The organism is Streptomyces sp. CB02058 (assembly GCF_001905505.1).
Lineage (GTDB): Bacteria > Actinomycetota > Actinomycetes > Streptomycetales > Streptomycetaceae > Streptomyces.
In genome coordinates, this window is record NZ_LIPG01000001.1 from 850754 (window position 1) to 874567 (window position 23814).

18 protein-coding genes are annotated in these 23814 nt (G+C 72.0%); 11 read left to right on the forward strand and 7 right to left on the reverse strand.

The features are described from left to right. The first annotated feature begins 26 nt into the window (after positions 1-26). Positions 27-1058 carry a LacI family DNA-binding transcriptional regulator gene (locus AMK10_RS04075; protein WP_073744798.1) on the forward strand — a complete coding sequence of 344 codons (1032 nt, stop codon included), beginning with the start codon at positions 27-29 and terminating at the stop codon, positions 1056-1058. Positions 1059-1164: 106 nt separating this feature from the next. Here AMK10_RS04075 and AMK10_RS04080 read toward each other — a convergent pair whose 3' ends face one another. Continuing rightward, on the reverse strand, positions 1165-2097 hold the full coding sequence (locus AMK10_RS04080) for an NADP-dependent oxidoreductase (protein WP_073746042.1): 933 nt from the start codon (positions 2095-2097) through the stop codon (positions 1165-1167). 88 nt (positions 2098-2185) lie between these two features. Between AMK10_RS04080 and AMK10_RS04085 the strand changes: the two genes are divergently transcribed. Together AMK10_RS04085 and AMK10_RS04090 are read left to right on the forward strand one after the other, a co-directional pair. Next, entirely contained in the window at positions 2186-3175 is a 990-nt protein-coding gene (locus AMK10_RS04085) for a GlxA family transcriptional regulator (RefSeq protein WP_073744800.1), read from the forward strand. Between the two features lie 9 nt (positions 3176-3184). Continuing rightward, on the forward strand, positions 3185-4300 hold the full coding sequence (locus tag AMK10_RS04090) for a PP2C family protein-serine/threonine phosphatase (protein WP_073744802.1): 1116 nt from the start codon (positions 3185-3187) through the stop codon (positions 4298-4300). A gap of 95 nt (positions 4301-4395) precedes the next feature. Here the strand turns inward: AMK10_RS04090 and AMK10_RS04095 are convergent, their stop codons facing one another. Continuing rightward, complete coding sequence (locus AMK10_RS04095) at positions 4396-5658, reverse strand: LmeA family phospholipid-binding protein (protein WP_443333118.1); 1263 nt, start codon at positions 5656-5658, stop codon at positions 4396-4398. A gap of 87 nt (positions 5659-5745) precedes the next feature. Beyond that, complete coding sequence (locus AMK10_RS04100) at positions 5746-8346, reverse strand: glycosyl hydrolase family 65 protein (RefSeq protein WP_073744806.1); 2601 nt, start codon at positions 8344-8346, stop codon at positions 5746-5748. 90 nt (positions 8347-8436) lie between these two features. Between AMK10_RS04100 and AMK10_RS04105 the strand changes: the two genes are divergently transcribed. Further along, positions 8437-8919 (forward strand): cupin domain-containing protein, encoded by a 483-nt coding sequence (locus tag AMK10_RS04105; protein WP_073744808.1) that lies wholly within the window; start codon positions 8437-8439, stop codon positions 8917-8919. Positions 8920-8926: 7 nt separating this feature from the next. Here the strand turns inward: AMK10_RS04105 and AMK10_RS04110 are convergent, their stop codons facing one another. Further along, positions 8927-10057 (reverse strand): threonine synthase, encoded by a 1131-nt coding sequence (locus tag AMK10_RS04110; RefSeq protein WP_073744810.1) that lies wholly within the window; start codon positions 10055-10057, stop codon positions 8927-8929. A gap of 246 nt (positions 10058-10303) precedes the next feature. Between AMK10_RS04110 and AMK10_RS04115 the strand changes: the two genes are divergently transcribed. Next, positions 10304-11890 carry a S8 family peptidase gene (locus AMK10_RS04115; RefSeq protein ID WP_073744812.1) on the forward strand — a complete coding sequence of 529 codons (1587 nt, stop codon included), beginning with the start codon at positions 10304-10306 and terminating at the stop codon, positions 11888-11890. 85 nt (positions 11891-11975) lie between these two features. On the opposite strand, the gene AMK10_RS04120 is transcribed toward AMK10_RS04115, so the two are convergent. Next, the gene (locus tag AMK10_RS04120; protein ID WP_073744814.1) at positions 11976-13319 is read right to left on the reverse strand and encodes a glycoside hydrolase family 18 protein; all 1344 of its coding nucleotides are present in this window, start codon (positions 13317-13319) and stop codon (positions 11976-11978) included. A gap of 278 nt (positions 13320-13597) precedes the next feature. On the opposite strand from AMK10_RS04120, the gene AMK10_RS04125 reads away from it, so the two are divergent. From AMK10_RS04125 to AMK10_RS04150, 6 genes are all read left to right on the forward strand, one after another. Further along, complete coding sequence (locus tag AMK10_RS04125) at positions 13598-14350, forward strand: GntR family transcriptional regulator (RefSeq protein WP_073744816.1); 753 nt, start codon at positions 13598-13600, stop codon at positions 14348-14350. Positions 14351-14532: 182 nt separating this feature from the next. Further along, the gene (locus tag AMK10_RS04130) at positions 14533-16263 is read left to right on the forward strand and encodes a purine-cytosine permease family protein (RefSeq protein WP_073744818.1); all 1731 of its coding nucleotides are present in this window, start codon (positions 14533-14535) and stop codon (positions 16261-16263) included. 198 nt (positions 16264-16461) lie between these two features. Next, positions 16462-16644, forward strand: a complete 183-nt coding sequence (locus AMK10_RS04135) for an SPOR domain-containing protein (protein ID WP_241839470.1) — start codon at positions 16462-16464, stop codon at positions 16642-16644. Positions 16645-16674: 30 nt separating this feature from the next. Continuing rightward, positions 16675-17079: a (deoxy)nucleoside triphosphate pyrophosphohydrolase gene (locus AMK10_RS04140; RefSeq protein ID WP_073744822.1), complete on the forward strand. Its 405-nt coding sequence runs from the start codon at positions 16675-16677 to the stop codon at positions 17077-17079. A 471-nt stretch (positions 17080-17550) separates the two neighbouring features. Then, positions 17551-17988: an ATP-binding protein gene (locus AMK10_RS04145; protein ID WP_073744824.1), complete on the forward strand. Its 438-nt coding sequence runs from the start codon at positions 17551-17553 to the stop codon at positions 17986-17988. A 193-nt stretch (positions 17989-18181) separates the two neighbouring features. Further along, on the forward strand, positions 18182-20764 hold the full coding sequence (locus AMK10_RS04150; protein WP_198959645.1) for a SpoIIE family protein phosphatase: 2583 nt from the start codon (positions 18182-18184) through the stop codon (positions 20762-20764). A gap of 114 nt (positions 20765-20878) precedes the next feature. Here the strand turns inward: AMK10_RS04150 and AMK10_RS04155 are convergent, their stop codons facing one another. Both AMK10_RS04155 and AMK10_RS04160 read right to left on the reverse strand, forming a co-directional pair. After that, positions 20879-21592 (reverse strand): PspA/IM30 family protein, encoded by a 714-nt coding sequence (locus tag AMK10_RS04155; RefSeq protein WP_073744828.1) that lies wholly within the window; start codon positions 21590-21592, stop codon positions 20879-20881. 97 nt (positions 21593-21689) lie between these two features. Further along, entirely contained in the window at positions 21690-23786 is a 2097-nt protein-coding gene (locus AMK10_RS04160; RefSeq protein WP_073744830.1) for a TPM domain-containing protein, read from the reverse strand. Positions 23787-23814: the final 28 nt, after the last annotated feature.

Genomic DNA, 23814 nt, shown 5'->3' on the forward strand with positions numbered 1-23814 from the left:
CGCACGCAGCGGAACGGACACCTCGGATGACAGCGGACAAGCCCGACGCCCAGGGCAGGATCACCCTCAACATCATCGCGTCCGAGGCGGGCGTGTCCGTCTCCACCGTCTCCAAGGTCCTGAACGGACGCTCCGACGTCTCCACCGACACTAAGGAGCGCGTCGAGGCCGTCATGGACCACCTCGGCTACCAACGCCGCTCCACCCGCCGCCGCGGAGCCGTCATCGACCTGGTCCTGAACGAACTCGACAGCCTCTGGTCCGTGGAGATCATCCGCGGGGTCGACGAGGTGCTCAACGAGGCGGGCGCCAGCATGGTCCTGTCCGCGGTGCACGGCCGCAGCGCCGACACCCGCGAATGGCTCGACCAGCTCGCCTCCCGCCGCAGCAACGGGGCCGTCCTCGTCGTCTCCGACCTCACCCCGCAGCAGCGCAAGCGACTGGCCGCCCTGGACGTGCCGTTCGTGCTGCTCGACCCCGTGGGCAACGTCGACGCGCTGGTCCCCACCGTCGGCGCCACCAACTGGGCGGGGGCCGTGAGCGCCACCCAGCACCTGATCGACCTCGGCCACACCCGGATCGCCCACCTCGCCGGACCGCGTCAGGTGCTGTGCAGCCGAGCCCGTGCGGACGGCTTCCGCGCGACCATGGAAGGAGCCGAACTCCCCGTTCCCGAAGGCTGGGTACTCCACGGAGAGTTCAACGACGCCTCGGGACGCCGGGAGATGGAACGCTTGCTGGAAGCGGCCGAGGCCGCAGGTGAACAGCCGCCCACCGCGGTCTTCGCCGCGAGTGATCTCCAGGCGCTCGGCGCCTTCGAGGCACTCCGCGACCGCGGCCACTCCATTCCGGGAGAGGTGAGCATCGTGGGGTTCGACGACCTCCCGGTCGCGCGCTGGACCCACCCTCCTCTCACCACGATCCGCCAACCACTGCTGGAGATGGCCTCCTTGGCCGCCACCACCCTGCTGCGCATCATCGACGGGGAGCCGGCCGATCAGTTCCGGCTGGAACTGGCCACCCAGTTGGTCGTACGAGGCAGTACCGCCGCCCCCTGAACCGGAGGCAGCAGGCTGATCCGCTGCCCCGGCGCGCCGCCACCGCCCACCTGCGCGGACGAACGGCCCGAGCGGAACGCCCGGCCCGGCCGTGCGCCGGGCAGGCTCAGGGAAGGGTCAGCACGATCTTGCCGGTCGTGCGGCCCGTCTCGCCCAGAGCGTGGGCCTTCGCCGCTTCGGAGAGCGGGAAGACGGCCTCGATGTGGGCGCGCAGGGCGCCGGAGGCTGCCAGGTCGGCGACCGCGGTCATGCCCGCGTGGTCGGCCTCGACGAGGAGCGTTTCGACGCGGACCTCTCGTGCCGCGGCCCTGGCCGCCTCTTCGGGGTCGGTCCCCGGCAGCAGGGAGACGAGGGCACCCCCGGGACGCAGGGTGTCCAGGGAACGGGTGCGGGTGTCCCCGGAGAGCGGGTCGAGGACCATGTCGATGTCCTGGACGGAGTCGCGGAAGTCGGTGGTTCGGTAGTCGATGACCTCGTCCGCGCCGAGCGAGCGGACGAAGTCGTGCTTGGGGGCGCTGGCGGTGCCGATGACGTACGCGCCACGGGACTTCGCGATCTGGACGGCGAGGTGGCCGACCCCGCCGGCGGCCGCATGGACCAGGACGCGCTGTCCGGCGCGGACCTGGGCCGTGTCGACGATCGCCTGGTACGCGGTCAGGGCGGCGAGCGGCAGGGCACCGGCCTGCACGTGGTCGATGCCGGCGGGCTTGTGCGCGAAGGCGCGGGCGGGACCCGTCGCGTATTCCGCGTGGGAGCCGACACCGTGCGGATAGGGCAGCATTCCGAAGACCTCGTCGCCGGGCTCGAACAGGGTGACGCCGAAGCCGACCGCCTCGACGACGCCGGACACGTCCCAGCCGAGGACCAACGGGAGACGGCCGAGGAAGAGGCCGGCGGCGCGGTGCTTCCAGTCGGTCGGGTTGACGCCCGCGGCGCTGACGCCGACGAGGATCTGGCCGGGGGCGGGCGCGGGACGGGGCAGGGTCACCTCTGCGAGGACCTCGGGGGAGCCGTACACGTCCTGGCTGATGGCGCGCATGGTGGTGTGGTTCGTCATGTGCACCAGCCTCGCCGGGTACTCGTCCGCGTACCATGGCACAAATGCCAACTTCCGACGGGATCGTGCCATGGTCGCTGTCCATCGTGTCGTCGTTCTCGCCCTGGAGGGGGTGTATCCCTTCGAGCTCGGCATCCCGAGCCGGATCTTCGGTGAACTCCAGGACCGGTACGAGGTCTTGACCTGCTCCGTCGACGGCGGTCCCGTCACCACGAACGCCGACTTCTCGGTGACCGTGGGACACGGTCCGGAGGTCCTCGCCACGGCGGACACGGTGCTGGTGCCGCCCTTCGACGTCTCCCGGCTCTCGCGCGAGCCGGCGCCGGGAGTGGCCGAGGCCCTCGCGGCGGTCCGGCCCGGGACCCGGATCGTCTCCATCTGCACGGCCGCCTTCGTGCTGGCGGCCGCCGGACTCCTCGACGGCCGTCCCGCCACCACCCACTGGGCCGTCGCCGAGGTCTTCCGGTCCTGGTACCCGGCGGTCGAGCTCGACCCGGACGTGCTGTTCGTGGACGACGGCGACGTGCTGACCTCGGCCGGCGCCGCCTCCGGTGTCGATGTCTGTCTCCACCTCGTACGGAGGGATCACGGCGCGGCCGCAGCCAATCACGTGGCGCGGGTCTGTGTCGTGCCGCCGTGGCGGGACGGCGGCCAGGCCCAGTTCATCGAGCACCCCGTGCCTCCGGCGTCCGCCAACAGCGCGTCGGCCACCCGCCAGTGGGCGCTGGAGCACCTGCACGAGCCGCTGACCTTGCCGCAGCTCGCCGGACATGCCCGGATGAGCCTGCGCACCTTCGCTCGTCGTTTCGGCGAGGAGGTCGGGATGAGCCCGGGGCGCTGGCTGATCCAGCAGCGCGTGTCACGGGCCCAGTACCTCCTGGAGACCACCGACCTCTCCGTCGACGACATCGCGGGACAGGTCGGCTTCGCCACCGGCACGTCCTTGCGCGAACACCTCCACGCGGCGATCGGCGTCTCGCCGATGACCTACCGCCGTACCTTCCGGGGTGCCGTCGCCGTAGAGGCGGGTGGGCGTGCGAGCCGTGTGGGGGCGGTGTAGAGAGGAGTCATGTCGCAGCGCCTCGAAGGGCCTCGCCGGGCGGCGCCGACGGGGCGTGCCCTGGTCGTCGTACCGATCGCGTGGATCGTCGCGGTGTCCGTGATCGACGTCCTCGCACCGCCCGACATCCATCTGGGCCCGCTGCTCGTTGCCGCGCCGGCGATCACGCCGTCGTTCGGCGGGCCCCGGACGGTGGGGCTGGTGGCCGCGCTGGCGGTCGTCGCGCAGACCGTCATCGGGGTGTTGCGCGATCCTGACGACTTGCTCTCGGCCAATCACGAGGCACAGATCATCGCCCTGGTGCTGGTCGGCGCGAGTCTCGTGGTCTTCTGCGTGCTGCGGGAGCGCCGCGCGCGGGAGCTGGCGCAGGTGCGGTACGTGTCCGAGGCCGCCCAGCGTGTCGTGCTGCCGCCGCTGCCCAGGGAGATCGGACCGCTGCGCGTCGGCTCCCTCTACCTCGCAGCGGAGGCCGAGGCCCAGATCGGCGGGGATCTGTACGCGGCGGTGCGCACCGCTTCCGGTACCCGGCTGATCGTCGGCGACGTACGGGGCAAGGGGCTGACCGCGGTCAGTGACGCCGCCCTGCTGCTCGGGGCGTTCCGGGGCGCGGCCCACCGTCAGGCGAGCCTCGGCGAGGTGGTCGCCTACCTCGACCGGAGTGTGTGCTGGGACCTGATGGAGCCGGGCGAGGCGGACCGCTACGGGGAGACCTTCATCACCGCCACCGTCCTGGACATCCCCGACCGGGACGGCCGGGTCGAGATGGTGGCCTGCGGGCATCCGCCGCCGGTGGTCCTGCGTGACGGGCGGCCGACGACCATCGAGGCCCGTCATCCCGCGCCTCCACTGGGGCTGGGTGAACTGGCGCATCCGCGCTACCACGTCGACAGCTTCGACTTCGAGCCCGGAGACCTTCTGCTGCTGTACACGGACGGTGTCACCGAGGCCCGCGACTCCACCGGCGCCTTCTATCCGCTCGCCGAGCGCGTCACCGGCTGGACCGGGAGCGACCCCGACGCCTTCCTCGGCCGCTTCCGGCGCGACCTGCTGCGGCACGTCGGCGGACAGCTGGACGACGACGCCGCGATGATCGTCGTCGAGCGCGCCGCCGCATCCCGGTCCTGATCACCCGGCGGCACGACCGCCCCGGTTCGCCGACGGAAGCCCGCGCTCGGAAGCTGTCCGCGCTCAGGAGCCGCCCGTGTTCAGGAGCGGCCCGCTCAGGAGCCGCCCACGGCCAGCTGCGAGCCCGTGAGGCGTACGCGGATGCCGTCCTCCCCGACCCGGACGTCCCGGAGCCTCACGTCGCCGTGTTCGGGCTCCGGCAGTTCGAAGGCCAGGGACAGCCTGTCGGCGAGGGCCGGGCGGGTCAGGCGGGAGAGGGCGTCGAGGAGGTCCGGGTCGAGTCCCAGGTCGCTGAGCACCTCGGGGTTGTCCATCGCCAGGTCGATGAGGTTGAGGTTTCGGGCCTCGCGGGCGAAGTCCGGGGAACCGGTCAGTTCCGCGAGCTTGCCGTCGTCGTTCAGGCTCTCCCGCACGGTCGTCTCCGGCACCCCCAGCCGCTGCACGAGCGCCGGGACCGACAGCAGCGCCTTCGCCTTGCGGGTCTCCCGGTCGAGGTCGGCGGACGCCTTCTTCGTCAGGTGCAGGCCGTCCGAGGCGCGTGGGCCGGGGCGGAAGGTGGCCAGGTCCCCGATGTCCAGGCGCATGCCGCCGATGTCCGTGGCGATGCCCCGCTCGGCCTGCCGCCGGATCGTGGCCTCCGCGTGCAGCCGCAGATCGTGCCCGGCGACCGGCAGGGTGCCCCTGGCCTTGACCCGGTCGCTGCCGTCGCCGCTGAACGTCACCTGGGAGGCGCCGAGTTCGCGGTTCAGGTCGGCGAACGACAGCAGGACGTCACCGTCGAGCCGGGGGATGTCGGCGCCGCGGATCGACGTGAGGCCGTCCGTGTCCAGCCGGATGTCGTGGGCCGTGGCCGACACCTTCGCCAGCGACACCCGGTCGGCCGCCAGGTCGGGCACGGTCACCTTCACCGAGTCCAGCTTCTTGTCGGCGAGTTGGGTGAGGAAGGGGAAACCGCCGATCTCCACCTCGGGAGCCGCGGTCAGGTCCAGCTGGTCCTTGAGCGTGTCGGCCGCCTTGTCCTCGGCGAACAGCACGGCCCAGCGGTCGGCCAGTGCGACGAACGCGGCGAGGGTGACCAGGCCCACCACCGCCTTCGCGGCGAGCGGCAGCGCCGCGAAACGGCGGCGCCGGCGCCGGGAGCCGCGGTGGTCCGCACGTGGGGTCCTCTCCCGCGCCCGCCAGGCCCGCCACCGGCCGGCGTCCCCACCGCCGTCCCCACCGTTGTCCGAGACGTCGTCCGAGCCGCGGAACCCGCCCGGGAACGGTCCTGGGTACTCGCCGGGGCGCTCGCCCGGGGCCGTGCCGGCGAGGGCTCCGAGTTCCTCGTACGGGTCGTGGGGGTGGTGGGACGTATGCATGCGGTGCGGGGTGTGCATCACCTCATCCGAACATGAGAACCATCCCCGTCCGCAACCCGAACTGGCAGTAAGCGATCTAACTCACGGTCAGTCCCCGGCACTCCGCTCGTCCGGGCGGACCGTCAGCGCGGTCACCCCCGTCGGCTTCTCCGCGTCCGCCGAGCGGACCGTCAGCCGGACCTGGCGCGCCGTGTCCCCGGGCCTGAACGGGCGCCAGGCGCGGCCGTCGAGGGAGGTCTCCAGGGTGTGGGCGGCCGGGGCGATGTCCGTCCAGCGGGGGGTGAGCGACGCGATCCGGGTCGCCCGGCGCAGGCTGACCGTCAGCGTGCCGGCCGCGCCGTCCGGGGACCAGGACGTGGCCGGGCTGCCGTCCACCGCCGCCTCGGCGTACAGACCGGGGGACTCGGAGGTGGCCGTCGCGGGGCGGCAGCGGGCCGCGTCGGCTGTCGGGGTGAGGTCCGGGCGGCGGGTGGGGAGGGTGAGGGCGCCGGAGAGGCGGCGGGGGCCCGTCGGGGTGTGGACGGTGAAGGGGGCGCCGTCCGTCAGCCGGACCGTGGTCGTCCGGGGGCCGACGGCGATGTCGTACGTGCTGCCCCGGAAGCGCAGACCCGTCAGTTCCACGCCGTCGCGGAGCTGCGGCGGCAGGAGCGGGTCGAGGCGTACGCCGTCCTCGCGCAGCCTGAGCCCGGTCAGGCCGTGCGTGAAGACCTGGAGGAAGCCGCCCTTCCCGGTGAGGAAGTCCTCGGCGGGGAAGCCGGAGAGCGGGTCCTCGGCACCGGACTTCTCGCCCCGCGCCTCCGAGAAGAGGCTGTACGGGCCGCGGACGAACGGGCGCACGGCGCGCTGGAGATACGTGTACGTGGCGCAGCCCGGTTCCCCGGTCGCGGCGGCGTCGATCGCGTGCACGGAGTCCGTCATCGCGGGGCCGTCGGGGTCGGTGCGGGCGGCGTAGTAGTCGAGCGTCGCCGCCGCGGCGCCCGCCTCCATCGGCCACTCCAGCGGGTAGACCAGCAGCACCGTGTCGGCCTGCTTGATGGTGGAGCCGTTGTAGCCGGCGTACTGGAGGAAGACCTTCCGCCCGGCGTCGTACGGGATGCGCAGTCCGTCGGCGACCCGGGTCCAGCTGGCGGGTGCCGTGTGGCCGAGGAGTGCGGCGGCGCGGGTGGCGTTGCGCAGGGCGGTGGCGGCGACCGCGTTGGTGAAGACCCCGTCCGTGACCCCGTTGCTGTACTCGTCGGGGCCCGCGACGTTCTTCACCGACCAGCTGCCGTCGGTGTTCGCCGTGGCGCGCGACTGCCAGAAGTCGGCGATGCCCTTGAGCAGCGGCCAGCCCCGCTCCGCCAGCCAGGCGCGGTCGCCGGTGGCCAGGTAGTACTGCCAGACGGCGAGCGCGATGTCGCCCTGGAGGTGGTTCTGGGTGAGGCAGTGCGGCGGGTCCCAGCTCTGGCACTCGGAGTCGAGCCGCCCCTCGCTCGCGCTCGTCCAGGGGTAGAACAGCCCTTCGTAGCCCAGTTCCCGGGCGTTCGCGCGGGCGGCGTCCCGGGTGCGGTAGCGGTACTCGACGACGGAGCGGGCCAGTTCGGGGCGGGTGGCGAGCAGTCCCGGATACATCCAGGTCTCGGCGTCCCAGAAGACCATGCCGGCGTAGTTGTCGCTGGTCAGCCCGGCCGGGGCGACGCTGTCCGACGAGCCGGTCCTGGTGTTGGCGAGCAGCCCGTACTGTGCGGCCCGCAGCCAGGTCTGGAGGTCCCGGCTGCCCGGCACCCTGACGTCCGACGCCCAGGCCTCGCGCCAGGCCGCCGCGTTCTGGGCGAGGACCCCGGACCAGCCGCGCCGTGCCGCGCGGTCCGCGGCGGCCCCGGCGGAGGCGAGTGGGGTGCGGGAGGTGAGGGAGGTGTCGACGCCGACGTACTTCTCGAAGGTGTACGAGCGGCCCGCCCTGACCCGGACGGTGCGGGCGCCGTCCGTGCCCCGCTGGACGATCGCCCCCTCGGTGCCCGTGCCGAGCGTGCGGAACGTGCCGTCGCCCGCCACCGTGACCCGGCGCGCCCCGCGCTCGTCCAGCCGCCCGGTGACCGTGGCCGTGCCGCTCCAGCGCGGGGTCATCCGCAGGCGTACGGCGCCGGTGTGCACGTCGGAGCGGTCGGCGAGCACCTCGTAGGTCAGGTCGGTCGCACGGCCGTCGGCGGTGGTCCACCGCAGGGAGGTGACCACGACGCCGCAGCGCAGACGCAGGGTCTGGCGGTAGCGCGAGATCCTGCCCGCCGGGGTCGCGGAGCCGTACGTCTCGGAGCCCACGCGCACGTCGAGGGTGGTCCAGCTCGGCAGCGCGGCGATCACCTCGCGCCCCTCGGCGAGGTCCTTGTCGCGGCCGTACAGACCGGAGACGAAGGCACCGTCGTACCGTGGTGTGTAGAGGGGCCAGCCGGTCTTCTCGCCCGTGGCGGCGTATCCCGCGCCGGTGGCGGGCACGCGGTGTCCCAGGTAGCCGTTGCCGACGTAGGGGTCGTATCCTCCGGCCTCGCCGTAGACCGTGGACGTCGGCGCCCAGGAGGCGTCGGAAGGGGAGTCCGCCCGGCCGCACACGGGTGCCGGGGCGTGCCCGGCCGCGTGCGAGAGCGGCGGCGGGGGCGCGATCAGCGCGCCCGCGACCAACGGCGTGAGGAGGGAGATGCGCTTGAGGCTCACCGTACGAAGGTAGGGAAGACGGCGCGGCCGGAGCGGGAGCGGCGCGCGGGAGAAGCGGACCGGTCCACGACCGGAGGCAGGGAGAGCGGCATGTCGTATCCCGAACCCCTCTACGCCGGCGGCGAGGGCGAGATCAGCGCGGACTACCGCCCCGCGGACACCGCCCCGAATCTGCTGACACGCAGCGGCGGCAGCACCCACTACCTGGCCACCGCCGAGTCGACGCACGGCGAGTTCGGGCTCTACCGGATCACCATGGGCCCGAAGGCCGGCGGCCCGGCCGAGCATTTCCACCGGTCGATCTCGGAGTCCTTCTTCATCCTCGACGGGACGGTGCGGATCTACGACGGCGAACGGTGGATCGACGCCACACAGGGCGACTTCCTGTACGTACCCCAGGGCGGCCTGCACGCCTTCCGCAACGACTCCGAGGAGCCCGCGTCGATGCTGCTGCTCTTCACACCGGGGGCGCCCCGCGAGGAGTACTTCGAGAAGGTGCACCAGGTCTCCGACTGGCCGGAGAAGGAACGCGCGGAGTTCTTCATCAAGCACGACACCTACTGGACCGGCTGACGGGCACTCAGGGCCTCGGGCCCCGGGGCGCCAGGCCCGTCTTGAGGCCGGCCCCGCAGAGGGGGACGACCACGCTGCGGTCCTCCACCTCGCGCACGGCGGCCCAGCAGGCGACCCCGGTCGTCTCCACGAAGAAGCCCCGGGCCGCCAGGTCCCTCTGCGCGTGCCGGAGCTGGTCCTCCGTCACCGTCAGGAAGGTGCCGCCCGACTCCCGCACGGCCGCCAGGATCTGCCGGGCGCGCGGCGGGCGGGGGATGGCGATGCCCTCCGCGAGGGTGGACTCCGCAGTCCCCGGCGTGCCGGAGAGCCCGTCCGCCCCCGCACGGAACGCCTCGGCCAGCGGTGACACCGCCTCGGCCTGTACGGCGATCAGCTCGGGGCGGCGGTCGATCAGACCGTGGGCCAGGAGTTCCGCCGTGGCCAGGGCGGCGCCCAGCAGCAGGGTGCCGTTGCCGACGGGCACGGCGATGGCGTCCGGCAGGGTGCCGCCGAGGTCCTCCCAGATCTCGTAGACGTAGGTCTTCGTGCCGTGCAGGAAGTACGGGTTGAAGACGTGCGAGGCGTAGAAGGTGCCCGGCTCCCGGGCGGCGGCCCGGGCGGCGGCGGCCGTCGCCTCGCGCCCTCCGGGCACGGTCACCAGCCGGGCGCCGTGGGCCCTGATCTGCTCGGTCTTCTTGGGAGAGGTCCCCTCGGGGACGTACACCGTGCACGGCAGCCCGGCACGGGCGCAGTACGCGGCGACGGCCGTGCCCGCGTTGCCGCTGCTGTCCGCGACGACCCGCTCCGGGGAGAGCCTGCGGGCGAGTTCGGCCAGCATGACGGCGCCGCGGTCCTTGAAGGAGAGCGTCGGCATCAGGAAGTCGAGCTTGGCCGAGACCCGGTCGGTGAGGGGGACGAGCGGGGTCCGTCCCTCGCCGAGGGAGACGGACGGGGCGGCGAGCGGAAGGGCCTCTTTGTAACGCCAGAGTGAATTGACGCGCCCCGGGAGCGAGTCGCGACGGACCGGTGGAGGGGAGCCGGCGTCGAGGTCCCAGGGGCCGCCGCACACCGGACAGCACCAGGTCAGCGTGGTGGCGTCGGCCCGGGAACCGTCCTCCGGGCAGACGTAGACCGCCGTGGGCATCCGTGTGTCATGCATGTGGCCAATGTATGGCCCAGGGCGTGACGCCCTTGTGGGATTCCTATGGATCGGCCAATCTTTCGCACAGCACGGCGTGCCGCTCACATGAAGCCACATGGAGCGCGGTTCCGGCGTGTCTGATTTGTCATGCTCATGATCGATCCTGCCGCGTTACCCCACCTGACGCACCCCCAGGCGACGCGATGCGGGCCATGCACCCCCATGCATCCCCACTCAGTGCACCGCAACCGAGGAGGACCCCCCATGGCAGTCGAACGTCCCTCACGCTACGCGCGAAGACTGGCCGCGACCAGCGCCATAACCGGCGCCGCCCTGGCGCTCGCGACCGCCGCGGCCTTTCCCGCCGCCGCCTCCGACGGCACGCCGGAAGGCGTGATCGAGAACGCGGGCGCCCCGGGCGCCATCAGCGGCAGCTACATCGTCACCCTCGACGAGTCCGCCGCCGAAGCCGGCTCCAGCGAGGGCAGGGCGCTCGCCGCGGAGTACGGTGCGAAGATCAAGAAGACCTACCGCGCGGCGGTCAACGGCTACGCGGTCGAACTCTCCGCCGCGCAGGCGAGGAAGTTCGCCGCGGACCCGGCCGTCGAGTCGGTCGTGCAGAACCGCACCTTCACGATCTCGGGCACCCAGCCCTCGCCGCCCTCGTGGGGCCTGGACCGGATCGACCAGAGCGCCCTGCCGCTGAACAGCAGCTACACCTACCCGGACACGGCGGGCGCGGGCGTCACCGCGTACATCATCGACACCGGTGTGCGCATCAGCCACAGCGACTTCGGCGGGCGCGCCTCGAACGGCTACGACGCCATCGACGACGACAACGTGGCGCAGGACGGCAACGGCCACGGCACCCACGTGGCGGGCACCGTCGCGGGGACCTCGTACGGCGTCGCCAAGAAGGCGAAGATCGTCGGCGTGCGCGTCCTCGACAACAGCGGCTCCGGTACCACCGACCAGGTCGTCGCGGGCATCGACTGGGTGACGGCGAACGCGGTCAAGCCGGCCGTCGCCAACATGAGCCTGGGCGGCGGGGCCGACTCCGTGCTGGACGCAGCGGTGCAGAGCGCCATCGACTCCGGCATCACCTTCGCCGTCGCGGCGGGCAACGAGTCGACCAACGCGTCCACCAAGTCCCCGGCGCGCGTCGCCGACGCGATCACGGTCGGCTCCACGACCAGCACGGACGCCCGCTCCAGCTTCTCGAACTACGGCAGCGTCGTCGACATCTTCGCGCCGGGCTCCTCCATCACCTCGTCGTGGAACACCGGCGACAGCGCCACCAACACCATCTCCGGTACGTCGATGGCGAGCCCGCACGTCGCCGGTGCGGCGGCGCTGTACCTCGCCGACCACCCGGGCCAGACGCCCGCACAGGTCTCCGCGGGACTGGTGGCCGCCGCGACCAGCGGTGTGGTGACGAGCCCGGGCACCGGCTCCCCGAACAAGCTGCTGAACGTCGGCTCGGGTGGCACCACCCCGCCGCCCACCGGCACCAAGTTCGAGAGCACGACCGGCTACGCCATCGCCGACAACTCCACGGTGGAGTCCCCGATCACCGTCTCGGGCGTCACCGGCAACGCGCCGTCCGCGCTCAGCGTCCCGGTGAACATCACGCACACCTACTCCGGTGACCTCAGGATCGACCTGGTCGCACCCGACGGCTCGGTCTACAACCTGAAGGCGTACGGAACGGGCGGCAGCGCCGACAACGTGATCACCACGTACACGGTCAACGCCTCGTCCGAGACCGCCAACGGCACCTGGAAGCTCCGGGTGGCCGACAACGCCACCTACGACACCGGGCGGATCAACTCCTGGGCCCTGCAGTTCTGATGCGTGCCGCTCGATGAGCGGGCGGGCGCGGGGCGGGGCGGCGGCCCCGCCCCGCGCCCGCCGTCCCGAGCCGGCGGAAGGGCCCTCAGCCCCGGCGCAGACCGCGGTCGACGGCGGTCATCAGCTCCCCGTCGTCCGTGTCGCCGTCCAGCGACCAGAACATCGCGCCGCCGAGGCCCTTGTCGCGGATGTACGAGGTCTTGGTGTGCAGCACCCGCGGATCGTCGTACGTCCAGAGGGTGGTGCCGTCGAATAGCCAGGCATGGCCGTTGCGGGCGTCCCTGTGGACCGTGAACTTCCCGGAGTCGGCCATCTTCTTGAGCGCCTTGTAGTCCTCGTAGCCCGCGGCGTACGTGGCCGGGGCGGGTGCGGTGGCGGGCTGTCCGAGCCCGTCGCCGCCCCCGGTGACCCCCGTCCAGCCCTGGCCGTAGAACGGCATGCCCACCACGAGTTTGCGGGCCGGGGCGCCGCGCCTGATCCAGTCGCGGACCGTCTGGTCGACGCTGAAGTCGCCCTTGGCGTACAGCGCGGACTGCTGGGCCGTCGTCTTCTCGCCCGACACGTGGAAGTCGTAACCCTGGAGGTTGACGAAGTCGAAGTCCCGCATGATGCGCGGGACGTCGAAGCCCGCGTCGATCTTGGCGGGGGCGGTGGGGACGAACGCCGAGAGCTCGTAGTGCTTCGGCTTGCCCTTCCGGCTGCTCTTCGCGTAGGCGTCGAGCTGGGTGCGGAACTCGTGGACCAGGGCGGTGAAGTTCCGCTTGTCCTCGGGGCGGTACACCGTGTCCGTGTCACCGGCGGAGCCCGGCCACTCCCAGTCGAGGTCGATGCCGTCGAAGAGCCCGGCCGCCGCGCCGTCGCCCCCGCGTGCCCCGTCCACCGGCAGGTTGCCCTTGATGTACAGGTCGATGCAGGACCGGACGAGCTCCTTGCGGGAGGCGGGGGTCCTGGCCGCGTCGGAGAAGTGCGTGGACCAGCTCCAGCCGCCCAGGGAGATCATCACCTTGAGGCCGGGGTGCGCGGCCTTCAGCTCGCGCAGCTGGTTGAAGTTGCCCGCGAGGGGCTGCGTGTCGGTGTCGGCGACCCCGTCGACCGATCCCGCGGCGTCCAGCGGGCGGGCGTAGTCGGCCCAGGCGTCGGCCTCACCGGGCACATTGCCCGTGAAGCACCGGCCCTCGGCGCTGACGTTGCCGAAGGCGTAGTTGATGTGGGTCAGCTTGGCCGCCGTGCCGCTGGTGTCCAGGTCCTTGACCTGGAAGTCGCGGCCGTAGACGCCCCATTGGGTGAAGTAGCCGATGGTCCGGTACGCGCGGTCGCGGTGGCCGGAGGCGCGGTCGGAGCCGTCGGCCGTGGCGGCGGGGGCGAGTCCGGCGAGCAGGGTGAGGGCGCAGGCGGCGGTGAGGGTTCCGGTCAGGGTTCTTCGGCGCATGGGGCTCGTTCCTGTGCGTAGTCCCGGAGTTGGTCCGGGTGCGTGATCCGAGGGATGTTCCGGTGCCGAAGGGCAGCGGGAGCCGTGCTGTGCACAGGGAACGTATTGGTCTGGACCAAAAGCGGTCAAGGCTCGGTGGCGAACTGCCGCAGATCTGAGCCAGGTATGCGCTGGTCGACGGGGAATCATCACATCGAGTGAAACTCTGGCCCGTGCTTGCGGTACTCAACCCACGGTTGCGACGCTGTTGCTGTCTGTCAACCTGTTGGGAGTGGCCTGTGCCTTTCGGTGAGCAGCCCGCCTATCTGCGCGTGGCGAGCGATCTCAGGGAGAAGATCGTCAACGGCGCGCTGCCGCCCCATACCCGCCTGCCGTCGCAGGCCCGCATCCGCGAGGAGTACGGGGTCTCGGACACCGTCGCGCTGGAGGCGCGCAAGGTGCTGATGGCCGAGGGGCTCGTCGAGGGCCGCTCGGGTTCGGGGACGTATGTGCGGGAGCGCCCGGTGCCGCGCCGGATCGCCCGCTCCGGTTACCGGCCGGGGGTGGGAGCCAGTCCGTTCCGCCAGGAACAGACGGCGGAAGGGGTCCGGGGGACATGGGAGTCCCGCAGCGAGCAGGAGGGGGCGAGCGCGGAGATCGCCGAGCGGCTCGGGATCGAGCCGGGCGACCGCGTGATGCGCACGCGATACGTCTTCCGGGAGGCGGGCGAGCCGATCATGCTCTCCACGTCCTGGGAGCCCCTGGCGGTCACCGGGCGCACGCCGGTGATGCTGCCGGAGGAGGGCCCGCTCGGCGGCTGCGGGGTGGTGGACCGCATGGCGGCGATCGACGTCGTCGTGGACAACGTCGCGGAGGAGGTCGGCGCGCGCCCGGGGCTGGCGGAGGAGCTCCTGGCGCTCGGCGGCGTGCCGGGTCATGTGGTGATGGTGATCGGGCGGACGTACTACGCGTCGGGGCTCGCGGTGGAGACGGCCGATGTCGTGGTGCCCGCCGACCGCTACAGGATCGCCTACCATCTGCCGGTCAAGTGACCGGTGGGGCAGTCGTGGTGACCGGTGGGAGCGATGGCGTGTCCGCCGCTGGTGATGCGGAGTTAACACCCGCGCGTCGCGCTTAACCGGCGGGCAACGCCCCGTCGCGACGACTTGTCATGTCCAGCTCTTACCTTCCCGTTCGTCACCCGCACATTGGACCGACGAACGGGAAGTCACCGATGACGGACATCGCAACGCCCACGCCGGGCGAGGCGCCGCCCCAGGAGCCGCAGGAAGGCCCCCGGGAGCCCCGGCGCAGCTACGCCAAGCTCGCGGCCGACGAGAGCCGTGAGGACTACTCCCTGCGCTACGCCCCGCACTCGTTCCGGCGGTGGTCGCCGTCGATGGTCGCGGGGACGGCGCTCGGCGGCATCGCGTATCTGGCGGACTTCGCGATCGGCGCCTCCATCGTCTTCACCTACGGATTCACCAGCGGGTTCGCCTCGATCCTGGCGGCGGCGGCGATCATCTTCCTCACCGGCATACCGATCGCCCGGGCCTGCGCGAAGTACGGCCTGGACATGGACCTGGTCACGCGCGGGGCGGGCTTCGGCTACTTCGGCTCCACCCTGACCTCGCTGATCTACGCGTCCTTCACCTTCATCTTCTTCGCCCTCGAGGGCTCGATCATGGCCCAGGCCATGCACCAGGCGATCGGGCTGCCCGTGGAGATCGGCTACCTGGTCACCACGCTGATCGTCATCCCGATCGTGTTCCGGGGCATGGGCGCGCTCGCCAAGGTGCAGGCCTGGACACAGCCGGTCTGGATCATCGGCATGGTGCTGCCCTTCGTGGTGCTCGCCTTCGAGGCGCCGGACTCCTGGGGCGCGTTCAGCTCCTTCGGAGGTACGGAGGGGGCCGGCTCCGGCTTCTCCTGGATCGCCTTCGGGCTCGGCACCGGCGTCGCGCTCTCGCTCATCGCCCAGATCGGTGAACAGGCCGACTACCTGCGCTTCATGCCCGCCAAGACGGAGGCCAACAGGCGGCGGTGGAACCTGGCCGTCCTGGCCGCCGGTCCCGGCTGGGTCGTCATCGGGGCGGCCAAGCAGCTCGGGGGAGCCTTCCTCGCCTTCGTCGCGCTGGAGGCGGTCGGCAAGACGCACGCCCTGGAGCCGATCGCACCGCAGATCGAAGCCCTCAAGCCCTGGCTCGGATCGTTCGCGCTGCCGGCCGCCGCCGTCTTCGTGATCGTCTCCCAGATCAAGATCAACGTGACCAATGCCTACAGCGGTTCGCTGTCCTGGTCGAACTTCTTCTCCCGCATCACGCACAAGCACCCGGGCCGGGTCTGGTACATCTTCCTCAACCTCGCCATCGCGCTGACGCTGATGGAGATGAACATGTTCGCCGCGCTGAACAAGCTGCTCGGCTTCTACTCCAACGTGGGCATCGCCTGGATCGCGGCCGTCGCCGCCGATCTGGTCATCAACAAGCGGATCGGGCTGAGCCCCCGCTACATCGAGTTCAAGCGCGCCTACCTCTACGCCGTCAATCCGGCCGGCTTCGGGGCGATGGTCATCGCGTCCACCGTCTCGATCCTCGCCTTCTTCGGACTGTTCGGCAGGTACGCCGAGGCCTTCTCCACCTTCATCGCGGCCGGACTCTCCCTGATCCTCTGCCCGTTGATCGCCTGGCTGACGAAGGGGAAGTACTACCTGGCCCGGCCGAACCCGGTCAACGGCCCGGACGTCGAGATCGCCGACATCACCGCCACGCACAGCTGCACGGTGTGCGAGACCGCCTACGAACTGCCCGACATCGCCGACTGCCCGGTCCAGTCGGGGCCGATCTGCTCGCTGTGCTGCTCGCTGGACGCGGAGTGCGGGGACGTCTGCCGCAAGGAGCCCGCCGCGGGCCCGGTGCTGATGCCGGTGCCGACCCTGCCGCCCGCGCGGACGCCGGCCGGCTGACCGAAAGAGGAGGCAGGGGCGCATTCGGGGGAGTGCGCCCCCTTCGGTGTGGCCGGATGTGTGTCTCTTTGTGCAAAGACGCATCCGCTGAGTGAAGGTCAGGCGTACGCTCGGGCATATGCGTACTGCGGTTTCCTGGGGATCCTTAGAGACGTGCACACCAGTGGGGAGAGGGGCGAGATGCTGGGGAGGAACGCCATGACCGACAGCGGCGCCGTGCTCCCCTGGCTGGTGATCAGACAGGACGACAACGGCAACAGGTATCGCGTCGGCCGTTATGCGACGCAGGACGAGGCGCAGAAGATCGCGGACGGCCTGGACCGTAACGGGCACAAGCAGCTCTACTGGGTGGAACGCACGAGCCGGAGCGCGCGCCCATAGCAGGACGGGACAGCGGTTACGCTCCGGCGCATGAGTGATTCCGTGGTGGTGGCCGGGGCCGTCTGTGATCGCGGACGGCTCCTGGCCGCCCGCCGCAGCGCCCCGCCCGAGCTGAAGGGCCGCTGGGAGCTGCCCGGCGGCAAGCTGGAGCCCGGCGAGAGCGGCGAGCAGGCGCTCGTGCGGGAGCTCCGGGAGGAACTCGGCGTGGAGGCCGAGCCGCTGGAGCGTATCCCGGGGGAGTGGCCGCTGAAGCCCGGCCTGGTGCTGCGGGTCTGGATGGTCCGACTGGTGTCGGGCGAGCCGAGCCCGCTGGAGGACCACGACGAACTGCGCTGGCTCGCGCCGGAAGAGGCGGACACCGTCGACTGGCTGGACCAGGACCGCCCGGCGGTGGCCGAGGCGGTACGCCGTCTGAGCGGGGACCGCGCCGTCTGACCCGCGGCGGTGCGGGCGCGCGACCGGGCACCCGTGTCCGGCTCGCCTGTGCTGCCCGGTGCCCCCGCAGGCGCGCTGGCCGCCTGCACCTGGCCGGCCCGCTCGCCCTGCGCCTGCCTTGCCTGCGCGTGCCCGCTCGCCTGCGCGTGCCCGCGCCGCCTTCTCGTGCACCGTCCGCCCGGGCAACGTTCTGTCCGTGCGCCGATCTGTCCGTACCGGTGCTTTCGGTCCGAGTCCGCGCCGCCCTGCCCACGCGGCTGCGCCTGCCCGGCCTTCCCTCATCGTTCGTCAGGGCTCCCGGCCGCCGTACGCCCCGTGCGCCCCCCACTGCCCGTCAGGGCCCGGGTGCCGACGTGGCCGCGTACACCCGTACGCCCCATCCGTCACCTTCGGCGATAGGTTGTGCTGAATATCGGGTATGTGCCGATAAGACCCTTGAAGGCGCATGCACCCCGCAGCCGGCCCTGGGAAGTGATCGGCGTGACCGATACCGAAGGCGATTGCGCCGAGTGGAGCTTTCCGGCGGTGCCGGGCTCCGTGCGCAGTGCCCGGCACGCGGTCCGTGACGCGCTGCACTACTGGGGGTTCGACGCGGCGGTGGGCGATGTCGCCGTGCTCCTCGTCAGTGAACTGGTGACCAATTCCTTGCGCTATGCCTCGGGTCCGATCGGTGTCCGGCTGGTGTGGCCGCATCCCGACGGCGACGAGCCCGCCGGTGCGGCCGGGGAGCGGCATCTGCTGGTCGAAGTCTCCGATCCGGTTCCGGATCCGCCCACCGAACGCAATGCCGGGCCCGAGGACGAAGGGGGTCGCGGGCTGCAGCTGGTGGCTTGTTCTGCGCGCCGCTGGGGGACCCGGCGCGGAAAGACCGGCAAGACCGTGTGGTTCGAGCTCCCTCTCTCTGGTTAGGAGTGGGGAGGGACGCACAGCGATCACCAGAGGTCGGGCAGGACCTGGCTGAAAGGGACTGAGACCGTGCTGTGATCGTGAACGCCGTGCCGGTGAGGCCCGTAGTGCTGAATACTGCGGGCAGGACCGGTCCGGTGTGTGAGCTGGAGGGGACGGTCGCGTGAGCGAGATACCTGGGACAGCGGGCGACGTCGTGTGGCAGAGCAGCCCGCCTGGCTCGATCTATGAGTACATAAGGGTCGCGTCGTTCTCGATCGGGCCCGACGGGCTGATCGAGCAATGGAGCCGACGGGCCGCGGGTCTGTTCGGCATGGCCTCCGACGAGGTGGTAGGGAAGGACCCGGTCGAGGCCTTCATGCCTGCCGAGGTGCGTCCGGACGCCCACAGACGGGTCGGCGAGATCCTCGACGGCAAGGAGTGGACGGGCCTCGTCCCGTTCCGGATTCCAGGTGAGAACGGGGTCCACGGGCTCGCCGAGATCTATGTCATGCCGAGCGAGACGGGGACCGGCGAGCGGGCCGCGCTCTGCATCGTCGTGGACGTCAGAGCGCTGCGGCGGATCGAGACCGACCTCGCGGCCTCACAGGCGATTTTCGGCCAATCTCCCTTCGGGTTCGTCCTCTTCGGCACCGATTTCACCGTCGTGCGGGCCAACCAGAGGTTCGCCACCGTCTTCGGCGGCGAGGCCGACGACCACCGCGGGCGCACCGTGGAGGACTATCTGGCCCGTCCGGAGGCCGAGCGACTCTCGGCCACGCTCCGGCGTGTCCTGGAGACGGGCGACTCCGTCACCGATCTCCAGCTCGTCGGAATTCCGCCCGGCGCCCCCGCCCGGCGTCACTGGTCCATGAACCTCTACCGCGTGCACAGCGGTTCGGGGCGCCCCATCGGTATCGCGGGCCTGGCGACCGACGTCACGCAACGGCACATCGCCGCCCGCGAGGCCGCCAGCGCGCGTCGCAATCTCGCCCTGCTCAACGAGGCAAGCGCCCGCATCGGCAACTCCCTCGACCTGGAGACCACCGCCAGGGAGCTGCTCGACGTCGCCGTGCCCGGCTTCTGCGACCTCGCCTCCGTCGACCTGTACCAAGGCCTCCTCACGGGTGAGGAGGCCTCGCCGTCGAGCTGGGGCCGGCACCACCAGGAGACGGGCACGGGTTCGGCGGAACTGCGCAGGGTGGCCCATGCCAGCGCCGTGTCCGACGGGCTTCCCGGGGTCGTCCCGGGCGCCCGCACCGGCGAGGGCCTGGCGTCCGGTGGGGACACCGGCCCGCCCGCCCTCGGTTCCGTCCACCGCTACCCGTTCCACTCACCCTGTGCCGTGGCCCTGCGCACCGGACGCGCCACCGACGTACCCGGGGACGACCGCGGATTCGTCCACTCCACGCTCGCCGTGCCGATGGTCGCCCACGACATCGTCGTCGGCCTCGTCCAGTTCTCCCGTACGAAGGGCAGCGAGCCCTTCGGTGAGCGGGACCGCGCCCTGGCCACCGAGCTCGCCGCACGCGCCGCGGTCTGTATCGACAACGCCCGCCTCTACCGCCGGGAGCACGAGCGCGCGCTCATCCTCCAGCGCAGCCTGCTCCCGCCGGGCGACCCCGAGGCGGCGGGTCTCGACATCGCCTGCCGCTACCTCCCGGGCAACACGGCGACCGAGGTCGGCGGAGACTGGTTCGACGTGATCGAGCTCCCCGGCCACCGCACGGCGCTGGTCGTCGGCGACGTCATGGGCCGCGGACTGCGCGCCGCCGTCGCCATGGGCGAACTGCGCACCGCCGTACGCACGCTGGCGCTCCTGGACCTGGAACCCGCCGAGGTGCTCTCGGCCCTGGACGAGGTCGCCAGGGGGCTCGGCACCCCCGGCGGGGGCGAGCGGAGCGACGGATTCGGCGCGGGCGGCGGGGCCCAGTGGCCCTCCAGGGCCGCCCACAAGTCACGCGAGGCGGACCTCTCCGAGGTCTATCTGGCGACCTGTGTGTACGCGGTGTACGACCCGGTCACCCGCCGGTGCACCTTCGCCAACGCCGGCCATCTCCCGCCGGTGGTCGCCGAGCCGGGCGAACCCGCCCTGCTCCTCGACGTACCGCCGGGCATGCCGCTCGGTGTCGGTGGCGAACCCTTCGAGGAGGTCGAGGTGGAGCTGAAGGAAGGTTCCCTCCTCGCCCTCTACACCGACGGGCTCGTCGAGTCCCGCGACCATCCGCTCGACGAGGGCCTCGACGCCTTCCGGCTGGCCCTGGCCGAGCCGTCGCAGCCCCTCGAAGACGTCTGCGACCACGTGCTGTCGACCCTGGACACCCGGCACGGCGAGGACGACATCGCCCTGCTGATGGCCCGTATCCAGGGGCTGGCGCCGGACGCGGTGGGGGACTGGCGGCTCCCGCGTGAGCTCCGCTCCGTCGGCCTGGCCCGTGAGCTGGCCCGCGAACAGCTGATCGACTGGGGCCTGGGCGACCTGGTGGACACCACCGAACTGCTCGTCAGCGAACTCGTCACCAACGCCCTGCGTTACGGCGAGGGCGAGATCAGGCTCCGGCTCCTGCGCGACCGCACGCTCGTCTGCGAGGTCTGGGACGCGGGCCTCGTCCAGCCGAGGCGGCGGCGCGCCCGCGACACCGACGAGGGCGGACGGGGGCTCCAGCTGGTCGGGCTGCTCAGTGCGGCCTGGGGCTCACGGCGCACCCCGCGCGGCAAGACGGTGTGGTTCGAGCTGGCGCTGCCCGACGGAGAGCCCGCGCCCGAACTCTCCGTGGAGCAGCTGCTCAGCATGTACTGACCGGGGCGGTACGGAGAGCCCCCGGCCGCCTCCCGGAGTACCCTCCCGTCCCGGAACGGACCCCGGAGCCCGCTCGGGTGACGCGGCGGGCTCCGGTCCCGCACGGCGTTCCGGTCACGAGGCGGACTTCAGAGCTGCGAGCCGGGCCTCGATCTCCGCGCTGTCCCCGAGACTGTCCAGCTGCTCGAACTGGGCGTCCAGGGACGACGCGGCGAGCTCCTGCTTGCCCACCGCCCTGGCCTCCTCGCGCCGCACCTTGTCCTCGAAGCGGCCGAGCTCGCTCGTCGGGTCCATGACGTCGATGCTCTTGACCGCGTCCATCATCCGGTTCTGCGCCTGCGCGGACGCGGCACGGGCGACGAGTTCGTCGCGCTTGGCCTTCAGCTGGGTCAGCTTGTTCTTCATCTGGTCCAGGCCCGACTTCAGCTTGTCCACCACCACGGTCTGCGACGCGATCGTGGGCTCCGCCGTCTTCGCCTCCTGCTCCGACTGGAGCTGCCGCCCCAGGGCGACCTTGGCGAGGTTGTCGAACGTGTCGGCCTCCGCGCCCGCCGCCGCGGCCCGCAGCTCGTCGGCCTTCCTGCTCGCGGCGAGCGCCTTCTGGCCCCATTCCCTGGCCGCGTCCACGTCCTCCCTGTGGTCCTCCTCCATCAGCCGCAGGTTGCCGATGGTCGCGGCCACCGCCTGCTCGGCCTCCGCGATGTTGTTCGTGTAGTCGCGGATCAGCTGGTCCAGCATCTTCTGCGGGTCCTCCGCCTGGTCGATCAGGGCGTTGATGTTGGCCCGCGCCAGCTGGGTGACTCGGCCGAGGACGGTCTGCTTGCTCATGGCACCTCTCCTTGTGCGGCATACGACTGCGACGTGCGCGATGTGTGTACGGAACATGAGGTCCGGCCCGGGAGGGCGAGGCCCGGAGGGAGAGCGGTCAGAAGCGTCCTCCGCCGCCACGCCGGCCGCGGGTCCCCCCGCCGCCGAAGCTGCCGGGCCCGCCGCCGAACCCGCCCCCGCCCCCGCCGAATCCGCCGCCGAAGCCTCCCCCCAGCCCTCCGCCGCGTCCGCCCCCGCCGAGCAGGCCGCCCAGGATGATGCCGCCCAGCACGGCGCCGCCCGCCCCGCCCCCTCCGCGCGGGCCGCCGAAGCCGCTCCGGTCCCGGTAGCTCCGTACGTCCTGCTCGGCCAGGCTTCTGGCCTGCACGGCCAGCGCGTCCGCCTGCTGGGCCTCGGCCAGGGCGCCCTGCGGATCGCTCGCACCGGACAGCTCCCCGGCCCGCTCGTACCTCCGCTGGGCCTCCGCGAGCCGGGTGCGCGCCTGGCTGCCGACGGCACCCCGGTTGGTGGTGACGAAGTCGGTGGCGGCACCGATGGCCGCCCGCGCGGTGAGCATCGCCTGATCGAGGAGCGAGCGGGCCCGCTGGTTCCCGTGTTCCTGCTCGCGCGCCCCTGCCAGGGCCTCGTCCAGGGCCGCGTCCACCTCCTCCACCCTGCGCAGCGCGTCGATCGGGTCGTACGGCCCGGAGGCCGTCTCGCCCTTCACGTCGGCGATCACCGCCTCCGCGCGGGCCACCCTGCCCCGCAGATCCGCGGTGGACACGCCCTCAGGGGTGCCGCCGAGCAGCCCCCCGGCATCGGCCAGGTCGGTCTCGGTCTCGGTGAGCGCGCCCGGGAGCTTCTGTGCCGCCTCGGCCAGCTCACCGGCCCGCCGGTCGACGGCGTCCACCAGGGTGGAGACCTGTTTGATGGCTCCCTCGGCGGCCCGGACGTAGACCGCGGCCTCGGAGTTGTTCCCGCTGTCCACGGCCTGGCGTGCCTGGTTGAGGCTGGAGGTGGTGAAGACCAGCCGGTCCTTGGCCTGCTCGATGTCCTCGGCCGCCGGAGCGGTGGCGGAGACCGCGTACCGCTCGCGCATCGCGGTGAGCGCGTTCTCCGTGGCGGAGACGCGGGCGATCAGCTCGCGGAAGGTGGTCTCGGCCGTGCTCACGGCCCGGGGCGCGGTCTGTTCGAGGGCGCGCAGCCGGTCGAAGTCCTCGGACATGGCGTCCAGGCGTTCGTTGGCGTCCGTGCAGCGGCTGACGATCTCGTCGAGCATGCGGCGCCGTGTCGCGTCGTCCTCGGGGAACGCGTCGTCCAGTTGCTGGCGCAGCCGGAAGGCCTCCGTCAGCTCGGTCTTCGCGTGCGCGACCGCCTCGGCGAACGGAGCGGCGGCCTCCTCGCCGAACTGGGCCGTCGCGAAGCCGAGTTCCTCCTCGCTGGTGCGCACGGAGTCGTCCGTGTCGACGAGATCGGCCTTCGCCCGCGCGTCCAGTTCCGGCAGCGGGACCCGGTCCTCGGCCGCCGCCCCGCCGCCCCAGCCGCCGCCCGCCGCCGGGGTCGTCCTGGTCGCCGTACGCCGTCTGCGGCGGGTGAAGGCGAAGAGGGCCACCGCGCCCGCGACGACGACCAGGGCCAGCGGAACGATCAGATTCACGGAGGCACCGCTGTCGGAGCCGCCGGGGTCCGCCGCGCCCGGGGTGATGGCGGGGGTCGGGACGGGGTCGCCCGCCAGGACGGCCGCATAGCCGTCGGCGGCGCCGATCGCGGCACCGGCCCAGTCGTTCTGCCGGAGCGCCGGCTCGATCGCCGTGTTCGCCACGTCCTGGAGCTGGGCGTCGGTGAGCCGCGAGCCCTGGTCGACGGAGTAGGCGTACTGCCGGTCGTGCGTGGCCACGGCCAGCAGCAGGTCCTCCTGGCCGAGGCCGTTGCGGTCCGCCGTCTCGTCGGCCCAGGTCTGGGCGGAGCGGCCGGAGAAGTCGCGTACGTACACGACGAACAGCTGGACCCGGCGTTCGTCGAACAGGTTGTCGAGGGCGGCCGCGACCTGGGGTTCGCGGTCGCCGAGCGCGTCCACCCGGTCGGTGATCTGCCCGTCGCGGGACAGCTCGACGGGATCCTCGGCCCGGGCGCCCGGGGCGCCCGGCAGGGCGATCCAGAGCACCGCGGCCAGCGCGGCGAGGAGGACCCTGCCGGGTATCGAATGCCGGGACATCCCGGTACGGCTCGCAGGCGGCGTCACA

Bases quoted from the DNA above. Each gene is read 5' to 3' on its own strand.
- AMK10_RS04155 (WP_073744828.1), bottom strand. From the start codon at position 21,592: ATGAGCAAGCAGACCGTCCTCGGCCGAGTCACCCAGCTGGCGCGGGCC.
- AMK10_RS04160 (WP_073744830.1), bottom strand. From the start codon at position 23,786: ATGTCCCGGCATTCGATACCCGGCAGGGTCCTCCTCGCCGCGCTGGCC.
- AMK10_RS04110 (WP_073744810.1), bottom strand. From the start codon at position 10,057: ATGCATGACACACGGATGCCCACGGCGGTCTACGTCTGCCCGGAGGAC.
- AMK10_RS04080 (WP_073746042.1), bottom strand. From the start codon at position 2,097: ATGCGCGCCATCAGCCAGGACGTGTACGGCTCCCCCGAGGTCCTCGCA.
- AMK10_RS04130 (WP_073744818.1), top strand. From the start codon at position 14,533: ATGACGGACATCGCAACGCCCACGCCGGGCGAGGCGCCGCCCCAGGAG.
- AMK10_RS04115 (WP_073744812.1), top strand. From the start codon at position 10,304: ATGGCAGTCGAACGTCCCTCACGCTACGCGCGAAGACTGGCCGCGACC.
- AMK10_RS04135 (WP_241839470.1), top strand. From the start codon at position 16,462: ATGACCGACAGCGGCGCCGTGCTCCCCTGGCTGGTGATCAGACAGGAC.
- AMK10_RS04105 (WP_073744808.1), top strand. From the start codon at position 8,437: ATGTCGTATCCCGAACCCCTCTACGCCGGCGGCGAGGGCGAGATCAGC.
- AMK10_RS04085 (WP_073744800.1), top strand. From the start codon at position 2,186: ATGGTCGCTGTCCATCGTGTCGTCGTTCTCGCCCTGGAGGGGGTGTAT.
- AMK10_RS04095 (WP_443333118.1), bottom strand. From the start codon at position 5,658: ATGCATACGTCCCACCACCCCCACGACCCGTACGAGGAACTCGGAGCC.
- AMK10_RS04075 (WP_073744798.1), top strand. From the start codon at position 27: ATGACAGCGGACAAGCCCGACGCCCAGGGCAGGATCACCCTCAACATC.
- AMK10_RS04140 (WP_073744822.1), top strand. From the start codon at position 16,675: ATGAGTGATTCCGTGGTGGTGGCCGGGGCCGTCTGTGATCGCGGACGG.
- AMK10_RS04120 (WP_073744814.1), bottom strand. From the start codon at position 13,319: ATGCGCCGAAGAACCCTGACCGGAACCCTCACCGCCGCCTGCGCCCTC.
- AMK10_RS04090 (WP_073744802.1), top strand. From the start codon at position 3,185: ATGTCGCAGCGCCTCGAAGGGCCTCGCCGGGCGGCGCCGACGGGGCGT.